The sequence below is a fragment of the Parabacteroides caecihominis genome (assembly GCF_023656785.1).
Taxonomy (GTDB): Bacteria; Bacteroidota; Bacteroidia; order Bacteroidales; family Tannerellaceae; genus Parabacteroides; species Parabacteroides segnis.
Window position 1 is genome coordinate 1 of record NZ_JAMOKS010000025.1, and the last position, 12,808, is coordinate 12,808.

12 protein-coding genes are annotated in these 12,808 nt (G+C 44.8%); 2 read left to right on the forward strand and 10 right to left on the reverse strand.

Going from position 1 to position 12,808, the window contains the following annotated elements:
- Positions 1-230 precede the first annotated feature (230 nt).
- Positions 231-719, forward strand: coding sequence for a PD-(D/E)XK nuclease family transposase (locus NBH14_RS19185; protein ID WP_250817710.1), 489 nt, complete (start codon positions 231-233; stop codon positions 717-719).
- Positions 720-795: 76 nt separating this feature from the next.
- Here the strand turns inward: NBH14_RS19185 and NBH14_RS19190 are convergent, their stop codons facing one another.
- Positions 796-1,725: a tyrosine-type recombinase/integrase gene (locus NBH14_RS19190; protein ID WP_186959260.1), complete on the reverse strand. Its 930-nt coding sequence runs from the start codon at positions 1,723-1,725 to the stop codon at positions 796-798.
- A gap of 104 nt (positions 1,726-1,829) precedes the next feature.
- Between NBH14_RS19190 and NBH14_RS19195 the strand changes: the two genes are divergently transcribed.
- Positions 1,830-1,979 carry a hypothetical protein gene (locus NBH14_RS19195; RefSeq protein ID WP_186959259.1) on the forward strand — a complete coding sequence of 50 codons (150 nt, stop codon included), beginning with the start codon at positions 1,830-1,832 and terminating at the stop codon, positions 1,977-1,979.
- 37 nt (positions 1,980-2,016) lie between these two features.
- Here NBH14_RS19195 and nhaA read toward each other — a convergent pair whose 3' ends face one another.
- The 9 genes from nhaA to NBH14_RS19240 all read right to left on the reverse strand — a co-directional run bounded on the left by nhaA (position 2,017) and on the right by NBH14_RS19240 (position 12,746).
- The gene (nhaA, locus tag NBH14_RS19200) at positions 2,017-3,372 is read right to left on the reverse strand and encodes a Na+/H+ antiporter NhaA (protein ID WP_186959258.1); all 1,356 of its coding nucleotides are present in this window, start codon (positions 3,370-3,372) and stop codon (positions 2,017-2,019) included.
- 59 nt (positions 3,373-3,431) lie between these two features.
- Positions 3,432-4,634, reverse strand: a complete 1,203-nt coding sequence (locus NBH14_RS19205) for a cation:proton antiporter family protein (protein ID WP_186959257.1) — start codon at positions 4,632-4,634, stop codon at positions 3,432-3,434.
- A 102-nt stretch (positions 4,635-4,736) separates the two neighbouring features.
- Positions 4,737-5,333 carry an IMPACT family protein gene (locus NBH14_RS19210; RefSeq protein WP_046147368.1) on the reverse strand — a complete coding sequence of 199 codons (597 nt, stop codon included), beginning with the start codon at positions 5,331-5,333 and terminating at the stop codon, positions 4,737-4,739.
- 3 nt (positions 5,334-5,336) lie between these two features.
- A complete protein-coding gene (locus NBH14_RS19215) occupies positions 5,337-5,555 on the reverse strand; it encodes a hypothetical protein (RefSeq protein ID WP_007658121.1) in 219 nt (72 codons plus the stop codon).
- A 42-nt stretch (positions 5,556-5,597) separates the two neighbouring features.
- Entirely contained in the window at positions 5,598-6,227 is a 630-nt protein-coding gene (locus NBH14_RS19220; RefSeq protein WP_186959256.1) for a DUF3226 domain-containing protein, read from the reverse strand.
- A gap of 2 nt (positions 6,228-6,229) precedes the next feature.
- Positions 6,230-7,345, reverse strand: coding sequence for an AAA family ATPase (locus NBH14_RS19225; RefSeq protein WP_186959255.1), 1,116 nt, complete (start codon positions 7,343-7,345; stop codon positions 6,230-6,232).
- A gap of 128 nt (positions 7,346-7,473) precedes the next feature.
- Positions 7,474-10,314, reverse strand: coding sequence for an excinuclease ABC subunit UvrA (gene uvrA / locus NBH14_RS19230; protein ID WP_186959254.1), 2,841 nt, complete (start codon positions 10,312-10,314; stop codon positions 7,474-7,476).
- A gap of 82 nt (positions 10,315-10,396) precedes the next feature.
- On the reverse strand, positions 10,397-11,368 hold the full coding sequence (locus tag NBH14_RS19235) for a lytic transglycosylase domain-containing protein (protein WP_186959253.1): 972 nt from the start codon (positions 11,366-11,368) through the stop codon (positions 10,397-10,399).
- A complete protein-coding gene (locus NBH14_RS19240; protein ID WP_186959252.1) occupies positions 11,349-12,746 on the reverse strand; it encodes a T9SS type B sorting domain-containing protein in 1,398 nt (465 codons plus the stop codon). The genes NBH14_RS19235 and NBH14_RS19240 overlap by 20 nt, the downstream gene beginning before the upstream one ends.
- Positions 12,747-12,808: the final 62 nt, after the last annotated feature.

Below are 12,808 nucleotides of genomic sequence, written 5' to 3' on the forward strand. Positions count from 1 at the left end.
TTCTTGGTGATAACTCGCGATAGTTCATAACTCATGCTTTTGAATAGCCGAAGTTAATTTCTTTCTACTACTTAACAAAATTTCAAAGAACTTTTTCAAAGACTAGTTTTTACACAGTCTCTCCAGAGGGGAGACAGGTACAACCTGTCACTTAAATAGATAGTTCACATTCTACATCTAAATCAAATAATCCCCTTCTCCATTTGGAATAAATAAAATATTACCTACATTTGTTCCCTTACCTGCTATCGGGTAATACAACAGCTAAAACCAATGAGGCGACAGGGAAAACTTTTGGCGAGGTCAAGCTGAAACAGATTTATCTGTCGTTCGATCTGTTCAATCTAAGAGAAGAGGAATGCAAAACGCCTCTGGAGAATATGGTTTATATATTGAAAAATATGAATTTATTTGATATGTCTCCGTTTAAGGAGAAAAACAATGCTTTCAAACGTTTGCTCGACGTAGCCAACCTGGAAGCGATGACTTCTCACGAGCGGGCTGTCTATGATGAAAACCTGAAGATTTATCGCGACTGGCGCAATACGCTGGAATATGCGGTAGAGGAAGCTGAAATGAAAGGGGTGACAAAAGGTAAAGCTGAGGGTAAAGTAGAAGAACAACGCCAGATTGCTGCAAATTTTAAAAAGCAGGGAGTTAATATCGAAACGATCGCCCAGTGTACCGGTCTGTCTGTCGAAGAAATAGACAAATTGTAGTTTATTCACTTAATTGTCAACTGAAAGAAAGTTTCCATTCAGAATGGAAACTTTCTTTCAGTTGTAATGACAACTATCAATCCAGATTGATCACTTTATTATTTATCCGCTTCACCAACCCTTCGTTGAACGAGTCGAGATAGATCTGTGTCGTTTTTTCGTTGGCATGTCCCAGGCAGGAACTAATCACCGCAGTAGGCATCAATTGGTTGCGGGCAGCAGTTGCCCAAGAGTGACGGGCCATATATGACGACAGTGATTCGGGGATATTCGCTTTCTCCGCAATGATCTTCAGATGACGATTGAATGAGCATAAGGCACTCCGATAACATTTATAATGGGCTTCCTCACTCGCCCCATCCGACAGCACAGGCCAGATGTAACAACTATCGGTACGATATTTTTCAATAATCTTCAACAAGTCTCCATTTGCAAAAACAGAGACGGGTCGTCCGGTCTTCACCCGCTCATAATGGATCATCTCCCGTTGCAATTGCTCATGTTTCAATAGAATCATATCAGCAAATCCCATACCGCAGGTGTAAAAACTGAAAAGGAACATATCACGTGCCATAGCCAGGCTGGTTCCTTCATCCAATTTGAGGTTCTTTATCCGTTTCACCCATCTTTTAGGCAATGCCCGCTTACGTGTCGGCATCGATTCCAGCGACATGCCGGCAAAAGGGTTTTCGCGCGGGCGGATCACTTTCTCCGCCACAGCCTTGTTGTAAAGGGCGCGTAAATTACGCAGATAGAAATGTGCCGTATTCTCACAACAGCCTTGTCCCAACAACCAGTTCTCATAACTATTCAGCATCCCCGACCGGAACAGCCGGAAGGGTATCCGCTGGTTCCCGGTAAACTGCACCAGCGACTTCAGGCTACTCATATAGGCATGTGCCGTCCCGAACCGTCCTTCCTGTTCCACCTGGTCAATAATATTCAGTGCATAAAGCACGAACCCATTACGTGCAACCCCTTTCCTAATCAAAGTCATTTCATCCATACTGTTTCTTATTTAAATTAATATTGGCAGGAATATAACAGAAAATGAACTACCTTTGTCAGAATGATTAACATGTTTCGCTATGAGAAGTTATAAGATACCCTATGCTATACGTGAATGTACCGCATCCGGAAGATGTCGAACAGGTATGCCGCTATGCCACCGACGCTAAAGAATTATTGCCGGATTTCCATATTCGCCAATTTGTTATTTATGTCGTTGCGAATAAGGGGTATAAGATTTGGGAAGTATAAGAATCTGATTGCAGAAAGATGCGTCAAATGTATGTTATCACCCATTTGCCGCCTTCGGCAGCACCTTTTTCAGCAATAAGTATCCGCAAAGTCCAGAAACAAACGATCCCGTAAATACGCCAAGTTTAGCCTGGTTCAGCAAATCCATGCCTACAGCATCCGTACTGTTAAACGACAGGTTGGCGATGAACAGTGCAACTGTGAAACCAATACCTCCTAACATCGACACACCAAACAGATTCCAACGTGTCATTCCTGCCGGCATAGAGGCGAGGCTTGTACGGGCAAAGAAATAGGTAAAAGAGAAAATACCCAATGTCTTTCCGACAAACAATCCCAGGAAGACTGCCAACGGCACATTGACCAGAGACGCAGGCTGTATATCGCCGAACGTGACACCGGCATTCACAAAGGCAAACAGCGGAAGGATCAGGTAATTTACCATCGGATGCAGTTTGTCGGCAATGCTTTGCAACGGACTGATCGTTCTATCCGCCAGCGAATGGATATTGTTCAATACCTGTATCTGCGTCGGAGTCAGCACGGCGGCCTTTTTAGACTGGCGCACCTCCGTATAGTCCAGCATATTCAGATAGCCGGTCATATCACAGGTGAAATCGTTCAGGTTGATCTTCGGACGGGCGGGAACAGTGAAGGCAACCAATACCCCTGCAATGGTAGGATGGATACCCGATTCCAGGAACAAAATCCAGACAAAGAAACCGACAATATAATAGAACAGGTTATTATTGACCCGCATCTTTCCACCGGCATACAATAACGCCAACAGGGCCAGGGAAATCAGCAACGGCTGATAGGCAATATGCCCACTATAAAACAAAGCGATAATAATTATACCGCCGATATCATCGACAACAGCCAACGCCGTCAGGAAAATCCGCATACTCAGGGGAACCCGCCTCCCCAACAATCCCAGGACGGCAAGGGCAAAAGCGATATCGGTAGCCATCGGGATAGCAGCCCCGCGTGCTTCCGGCCCCGTATTACACACCAGAAGAAAGAAAAGGACCGGCGCGATCATACCACCACAGGCGGCAATTACCGGAAGGATCGCCTTACGGACCGAACTGAGTTCGCCGATCAAAACCTCCTGCTTGATCTCCAACCCTATCACAAAGAAGAATACAGCCATCAGGGCATCATTCACAAAAGCCAACATCGGCATCGGCTCTCCGTGATGCGAGAACAAATTGAATTTACCGATCTGAAGATCTATGGGATAAGATAGTATATGATGATAAGCATACGCCCAAGGGGAATTGGCCAGTATCATAGCCAGTATGGTGGCCATAAACAATAGAAAACTGGCGCTCGACTTCTGTGTAGCGAAACGGCGCAATGGTTTCAGGATAACATTAATAGTACGATCCATTGTGTTTAAAATATTTGCGGAGACAGCTTGCTGACCTGTCTCCGTAATTCCTAACTGTGTTATTGTCTTTGCTTCTCTGCCATTTCAAGCAGATAGGCGCTACGGGTCAACTTTTCTACCCAGACCACAAAGATACCAGTTAAAATTAAATTAAACACAATAGTAAGGACAGAAATCATCAGGGCCGGTCCACCTAAATTGTATCCGAGAGCGATGAAAATAATACCTGCTCCTACCTCACCACGCGTAAACATACCGATCGACAATGCCAGACGCTCACGCTTACGCCGGTCGCGATAGAAGAACAGCGGGAAAAGTTTTCCTATATTAGAAAGGAAAGAGACAATAAGAACGTGCAACAGGATCATCGGCCACGACATCATCGGCTGCGCCCCGGTAATGGTTGCCGCCTCAGCCGATTGTTTGGCAAAATCAATGCCAAAGAATACCGGCATACTCACTCCCACAAGGAACATGAACAGGAAAGATATGGCTGTAGCCACATTGTGCTCGACCTTCGTGTCGATATGCTTATGCTTCATGATCATACCCAGGACGAAAGCAGGCAGCAGCACTTCAATATGAATACTGGCGTCTTCACCATAGAAATGTTTGGACACCAGATAAACTCCCTGCGTAATAGCCAGCGTTACAATTGCATAGAGCAGGATCGCTTTCCAGTCCTGACGCATATTATAAGTGCCCATCTTCTTCCATCCGAGCATAAGCAGCACCATCACGATCAGGATGATAACACCCAACTGCCAACGCAGTCCCACCATCATGATCTGAAGCGGTATCATCAGCAGGATCGTATCGAGGTCGTCGAAAATAGCCAGAACCTGCACCTTTTTATATACCCATGAAGCCTTCAGTCCGGCAGCTGCAAGCATTGTAAAGAGAATACCGGCGGAGGTAGGCGCTGCAAAACGGCTCAGCAACAGGTTTTCCTTCCAGGCTTCACCACTCGACCAATAGATCTCGGGAAGCAGGACGAACATATAATACAACGCTACAAAGATCCAGGGAAAGGCTGCGGTTGCCATCGCAATAAAGTAATCCTCCGTATAAGATTTCCAACGGGTTTTGTCCATTTCAAACTCCCGACCCACGTTGATCATAATAAAGGCCAGGCACACATACAACAACGTGTTGGAGATCGTCTTCACCATCGAATAGTTCTCTCCCACCATAGCGGGAAGAAACTGCGAGACAACCAAACCAATCACTAAGAAAAAAGAAAATAACAGAATCTTCTTCATTATATTACCACTATTTGCTTGTTTAGATTTCAGAGTACAAAAATAAGGAAATCCTCTCAAATCGAAAATAGCAGGTAACTCATGTTTCAGATTATTAATAAATTACTTCAGATAGGCCGACTCCACTTTCAATAAGCGGTTCTTCAGCTTTTCCGCCTCCCCTTTTCGGATACGTAGTGTCATCTCACAGTCCATTTCGAATTTCTGAGATACAATAAGGGGGTTATCTTCTTTCACTATGCGCATGATCCCGTTCAGGTAGGGATATTCGAAAGCAACTGTGATATCTTCATCCACCGTACGTTCCTCAATTTCGGCGGCAGCAATCGCTTCGGCAGCGGCCGTACGATAGGCGACGATCAGCCCGCTGGTACCCAACTCGATACCTCCGAAATAACGGACTACGAGAATCAGGATATCCGTCAGTTCATTGGAATTAATCTGTCCGAGGATCGGTTTCCCGGCAGTGGAAGACGGTTCGCCGTCATCGTTTGCACGAAACGTCAGGCGGTCCGGTCCCAGCATATAAGCCCAGCAGACATGGCGTGCATCATAATATTGTTTACGGTACCGGTCCAGTTGCTCCTTCACCTCTTCGACCGTACGCACGGGGATGGCATACGAGATAAAGCGGCTGCGCTTCTCCGTGTAATAGCCCTCGGCTACTTGTTTAATGGTTCTGTAACTGTCGTCCGCCATCGGTCAATCCGGTATATGGGTTTGCTGTTCTTCGCGGAAGGCCCGGAAGTCTTTCATGATCTCTTCGATCTCCTCGATAAAGTAGGGATCTTTCACATTTTTCTTCACCTCTTCGTAATAGGTTTCAATGGCCGCCAGGGCACATATATCTTGTCCGCGCAGCAGGAAATAAGGTTCTTCCTTCTCTACGCATTGTTTGATCATCTGGATAGGATTCTTCATCTTAAATTAATTACATATTATAAAAGGACAAACGCGTTTGTCTTATTTGTTTAACTCCATTAACCAGGCTTTGAAAGCAATAACTAATTCTTTATCCTGACTGAATAAATGCTTTCTTATAGCTACATTTACAGAATCGCCCGGTTCATCATGCCACGCAAGCCAGGTATGAAGTTTCGCTTTTGCCCGATGTACATTTTTATATTTTTGAATATTCTTCTTTTCAAGATTTGTTAGTACAGTTTCAGCTTCATGAAGCAACATATTATCTTCGGGAATTATTCCCATCATAAAATCCTCCAACATGCCGACTTCCTGATTATTTGGCATAATCCATACGCCTACGACCAGGTCATTTTCATCTATAGGTGTTAAAATCAAACCATTCGGACATAACTGTAACGGAGGATTATACTTACCGCTTCTTTCCAGAATATCCCTTATAGATTGCCACGCACAAGCATAAGATGTATCTGCATCGATAATGACCCATAATTTTCTAAGGATATTGGAACTTTTCAAATGCATCTTAAAGGAAGTTTTCAGCTTAGTAATAGAACCTTCACTACTTATATCAAAATTGAGATCTATTTTCCACTGTTTATAAAATTCCCTTATGGCGTTTTCTTCACTACGCCCTTCAACTAAAAGTAAAGATGTCGGTGTTTCCATAGTTAACGAATTTCAATATCGTTCTGACCAATATAAGCCAGTTCTTCTTTTTCCTGATATTCAACAACCCGGATTGAGTTATTACGATTTTCAAGTCTTATTATTTTCCCATTCTGGTTTGCCTGTGCATTTTCTGAAAAGCTTTTAATAGCGTCTTCACTATGTGTTGTGGCAAACACCTGGATATTTAATTCCTCTGATAACTCAAAAATTATCTTCCACAACTGACTTTGCACTGAATGATGAAGACCATTCTCGAACTCATCTATCAGTAAAATGCCATCTTTACAATTTAACAGGGCTAAAATAATAGTTAAGACACGATTGATCCCATCTCCCATAGAACTTAACCGATAACGCTTTGCACTATCACGCAACACAACGACAGGCACTCTTTCATCTCTTCGCGAAGAAGAAAGTATAACATCGTCTTTCAAATAATTCAGAGCATCTATTCTGGGCTCAATGATCTGAAGGGCTTTAATTATATACTTTTCAAGAGGAGTCAATGCCAGTCGATCAAAGAGGGCCGGATTCTTGTCACTCAAAATCTGGTTCGTACGAACATATTCAAAAGGGAGTTGTTTATCTGCGATTGGCACGGGAAGCCTGCCTCCATTGAAAGTATATAAAGACTTCTTATCTCCTAACAAAGACAAAAAACCGATTTTAGCATTTGCATATTCTATATCCTGCTCTTCTGCTTCATCCAAAAATCTACGCACAGATCTTTCCAAGCCACTGTTATCCGTCTCCGTTGCAACGATATATCTCACCAATTTAAAGAGAAATGTTTCAGGCAAAAGAGAACTGGTCACTTTTATCTCTATCGGTGTATGGAAAAAAGCATCCATATCTCTATTATGATATAAAGAAGTGAAACGTTCTATTTCTTTCTCTATATTATTTTCTCTGGAAGAAAAACGAACACTTTCTCCACGTATCTCCAACAGTTCTCTAATCCAGTTGACATCTCCATTTGACGCAACAATAGATATAGCTTCCAATAATGTAGATTTACCTACATTATTTTTTCCTACAATCAGATTTACATTAGCCAGATTACCTAATGTCAGATTCTCAAAATTCTTATAATTATTAATGACTAATGATTGCATAATTATTACTTCTATTTACAATTGGATTAGACCTAACTAAGTGCAAATATATAAAAAAGGAATCATTATCAGATACTATAATAATGATTCCTTTCGTACATGCCAATCCTTTTGGAATTATGCACAGTCTATTTCTTCAGTTCCTCTTTCAAGAACGGAGCGGTATAGCTCTTCGTTTTCTTCTTCACCATTTCTTCCGGCGTGCCGGTAAACAGGACCTGACCGCCTTTACGACCGCCTTCGGGGCCCATGTCGATCAGGTAGTCGGCGCATTTGATGACGTCGAGGTTATGCTCGATGACGATGATGGTGTTGCCCTTTTCCACCAGCTTGTTCAGGACACCCAGAAGAACGCGGATGTCTTCGAAATGAAGACCGGTTGTCGGTTCGTCCAGTACATATAAGGTATTGCCTGTATCCTTTTTAGCCAGTTCGGTCGCCAGCTTCACACGCTGGCTTTCGCCGCCGGACAACGTGGTGGAAGGCTGCCCCAGTTTAATATAACCCAGGCCCACATCCTGCAAGACCTTGATCTTGGACAGGATGGTCGGGATATTCTCGAAGAACTCCACCGCCATGTTGATCGTCATATCCAATACATCCGCGATGGATTTACCACGGAAACGCACTTCCAGTGTTTCGCGGTTGTAACGTTTGCCATGACAGTCCTCGCAAGGCACCAAAACGTCGGGCAGGAAGTTCATCTCGATGGTCTTGTAACCATTCCCTTTGCAGGTTTCGCAACGACCGCCGGACACATTGAATGAGAAGCGCCCCGGTTTATATCCCCTCACCTTCGATTCGGGAAGATCGACAAAGAGGTTACGGATATCGGAAAACACACCCGTATAAGTAGCCGGATTGCTTCGTGGCGAACGTCCGATAGGCGACTGGTCGACATTGACGATCTTATCCACATTGTCAATGCCCTCGATCGACTTATAAGGCAACGGATCTTCCAACGAACGATAGAAATGCTGGCTCAGGATCGGTTGCAGGGTACGGTTGATCAACGTTGATTTGCCGCTCCCCGACACGCCTGTCACACAAATCAGCGTTCCCAGCGGGAAAGTTGCATTCACATTTTTCAGATTGTTCCCGCTGGCACCTTTTATCGTGATAAATTTACCATTTCCTTTCCGGCGCTCGGTGGGAATAGTGATTTCAGTCTCTCCGTTCAAATAGGCAGATGTCAATGTATTTACTTTCAGCATCTCCTGAGGCGTACCTTCGTACACGACCTCTCCGCCCAAACGGCCGGCTTTCGGGCCCATGTCGATCACGTAATCGGCATTCAGCATCATATCCTTGTCATGTTCTACGACAACGACCGAGTTTCCAGTATCACGAAGTTCTTTCAAAGAGTTGATCAGACGGACATTATCACGCTGATGCAACCCGATACTCGGCTCGTCGAGGATATAAAGCACATTGACCAGCTGGCTGCCGATCTGGGTTGCCAGGCGGATACGCTGGCTTTCACCGCCGGAAAGGCTTGCCGAAGCACGGTTAAGAGAGAGATAATCCAGTCCCACATCCAGCAGGAATTTCAGGCGCGAACGTATCTCCTTCAATATCTCTATCGCTATCTGTTTCTGCTTCTGGTCCAGACGGTCTTCGATACCGTCCAGCCAATCATACAGTTCAGATATATCATAAGAAGATATCTCCGCAATATTCTTATCGGCAATCCGGTAATGCAATGCCTCTTTGTTCAGACGCTGGCCGTTACATTCCGGACATGTAGTCATTTTAATAAACTGTCCCGCCCATTTCTGTGCGGAAGCGGATGCCTCGCTCTCCTGCTGCATCAGGATATATTTGGCAACGCCTTCATAAGACAGGAAATAATTGGAAGAACCCAGGGATTCGTTCTTGATCTGGAGCCGTTCGTCCGTTCCGTTCATGATCTCGTCAATCGCCTCCGCCGGAATATCCTTGATCGGCGTCTTGATCGTTACCCCATGCTTCTCGCAAAGGGCTTCGATCTGCCAAAAGATAAGCGAGTTCTTATATTTCCCGAGGGCCACGATCCCGCCGTTATAGATACTGAGGGAAGGATCCGGCACGATCTTTTCCATATCCAGCAGGTTCACCTGTCCCAATCCCTTACATTTGGGGCATGCACCTTGCGGGGAGTTAAAGGAAAAGTTATGCGGAGCCGGTTCGCTGTAGGAAAGTCCGGTTGCCGGGTCCATCAGGCGACGGCTGTAATGGCGCAACTCGTCCGTATCGGCATCCAGCAGCATGACCAGTCCGTCACCCTGCTTCATGGCTGTACGCAGGCTTTCTTTCAGGCGGCGTTCGTCAGAAGCCGAGACAACCATTTTGTCGATCACCACTTCGATGCTGTGCATCTTGTAGCGGTCCAGCTTCATGCCGTGGAATATCTCCTTGATCTCTCCATCGACACGGACGGTCAGATAGCCTTTCTTACGGACCTGCTCGAACAGTTCCTTATAATGTCCCTTACGGTTGCGGACCAGCGGAGCCAGGAGGTATGTTTTCTTTCCCTCATAATGTTCCAGAATCAGGTCGAGCACCTGCTCTTCGGTGTATTTCACCATCTTCTCTCCGCTCAGATACGAGTACGCCTCTCCTGCCCTTGCATAAAGCAGACGGAAAAAGTCGTAGATCTCTGTCGTCGTGCCGACGGTAGAACGGGGATTCTTGTTGGTCGTTTTCTGTTCGATCGAGATGACCGGACTCAATCCGGTGATCTTATCCACATCCGGACGTTCCATATTTCCGAGAAAGTTACGGGCATAGGCAGAGAATGTCTCCACATACCGGCGTTGTCCTTCCGCAAAAATCGTATCAAAAGCCAATGACGACTTACCACTACCACTCATACCCGTTATCACGGTAAGTTTGTTTCTCGGTATCTCGACGTCTATATTCTTCAAATTGTGAACGCGGGCGCCTAAAACGGAAATACGTCCGCCTTCCAATGCATTCTTATCATTCATACTTCTTATCACTGTTTTCTTTTTCATCCGGGAGAAAATCCTGTTCCATCCGAATGGAACTCCGATTACACCCGGAAGGAATTTATCTTACCACCCAAACCGGGTTATGCACGTACGTGTTTGGTGTCTTGTAATACATATCACTTTGTTTGGGAACCTGAAGCGTATAAGTCTTCCCCAATGTCTGCAATTTCCGGTCGCGCAACCAGGGGTTGAAGCGTTTCAGGTCGGCATAGGTTATATCATACTTCTGTGCAAAAGCAGACAAATCGGGAATATCTGACGAGACAGCCACATCTTCGCAGGCAACCGGCTTGTACAGGTCTTCCGCCCGGAGCACGAAACCATATTTATACGGGTTCTCAAATATCTGTTTGATCGCCATGATACGATAGACGTAACGGCTTGTTTCCTCTACCAGCCAAAGGTCGAAGGTGCTGTCGGCTTCCTGTTTGGTCAGTTCGCCGGAGATACGTCCCATGCCCGCATTATAAGAAGCGGCCACATTCGCCCAGTCGCCATATTTGTCGTAGGCAGCTTTCAGGTATTTGCAGGCAGCCTCGGTCGCCTTGGCTACATGGCAACGTTCATCGACCGTCGGAGTAACAGTCAGACCATATTGTTTACCTGTCCCTTCCAGAAACTGCCACATTCCCACGGCACGTGCCGGCGACGACACACGCGGGTCCAGATGACTCTCTATCACAGCCAGATACTTGAAGTCATCGGGGATACCGTTTGCTTTCAATATAGGTTCGATAACCGGGAAATAGCGGTTGGCTCGCTTGATCAATAACATGGTGGTCGAATGGAAATAAGTAAAACTACTCATTTCACGGTCGAACCCTTCGCGCATATTATAGCGGGTCAGATCAATAGGTTTACCACAGAAAGTAACCGACGCCGGTATATCGGGCGACGATGTCATCGACATCACCACCGGACGCCCGTCCATTACTTTTTCCGAATCGCTCGAGCCGATAGACAAACAAGCAGTCAGGCAGATCAGACCGCCTGACAAAAAACTGAATATACTATTCTTCGATAATCTCATCCTGAATTTGTTTTGATCTAAGTATGTTAATAGAACCTTTTCTCTTTATAGGTTTACCGTCCGAGCCGGTAGCCTCAATCACATAAAAATAAACACCGGGGGCCACATACTTGCCTCCCTTTTTGCCGTCCCAGCCTTTCGACGGGTCCGTCCAATGATACATTTCCACTCCCCACCGATTGAATATCCAACATTTGAAACGGGTCAGAGAGCGATAGGCCACCCTGAACTCGTCGTTGATACCGGGCGATGTACCGGGCGAAAAAGCATTCGGGACATCAAGGTAAGAATCCGAAATGTTTACCGTAACATCAGGGGGATTTGCCTGGCATTGGCCAGTCCGGTCGTTCACTGTTAATCTAACCACATAAGTACCGTTTTGGTTGAAAACAAAAGAGGTTTCCTCTCCGCTAAAATCTCCCAATAACGTACCGTAATTCTCTTCGCCTTCTTCATTACCTTCACTGCTTCCTCCGCCTCCGCCTTCATCTTTCCTGTATATCTTCCAATTAAACATAGCAGCAACCGGCGTATTAGCAATTGCCGTAAAATTAAACTCGACCGGAGCAGAGAGACTGTCGCCTTTTACGACCATATTAGGCACATCAGAGGCATAAGACAAAGTATCTATTTTCATAACAGCTTCAACGGCGATGGCCTGATAGACATCAGTCGTCATTGTTTTCTCCACACCGAAATGACGAGCGAAGAGGTCACCTTTTAAAGTAACGTCTGTGTCACAAAGCGGAGCTGGAACAGGATCTTTAAAAGGATTATTAATTGTTTCAATTACAGTTTCAGAAAGAAAAGAAGTCTTATCTTCTCTCATCTTCTCTGTCTGATAAATAACCTCAAACTCACGGTTTAATATTTTTGAAGTACCTGTCTGAGGATAATTATACCTCATTTCCGGCATTTCTGCAATACCACCCAAATACATATTAGTACAATTACTACGTTGTGTATCTATATAAAAACTTGATATCTCAAACACATATTTACTATAATCTATAAGCCAAACATATGCTTCCGAAAGACCGGTTTCTTCAACATAATACCCATATCCTTCTTCCAAATTACTTACCACAGAAGTTGTTCCATTCTGAACAGACGGAATCTTCTCTGCTTCCAGCCTTTTGGTCTTATACTTATACCATTGATGCGAAGTAGAAGATGAAGTATAACTGATTTGTACGTTATCCATACCATAAACAAGATAGACTTCCAAATGCTGATTCTTGTTCATATCTACACCTGCATCCACTAACAAAGGCGTATCTCTCCCCCCTGTTACCGTATATTTTTGAGCATGTGCTGCAAGTATCAATAACAAAAAACAGAGCGTCCCGATCACTCTTCTTAAACAATTCCTTTGCATATATTATAACCTAATTAGCTTCCAAAATTAGTATTTTATACGGACATACACTATCTTTGCTG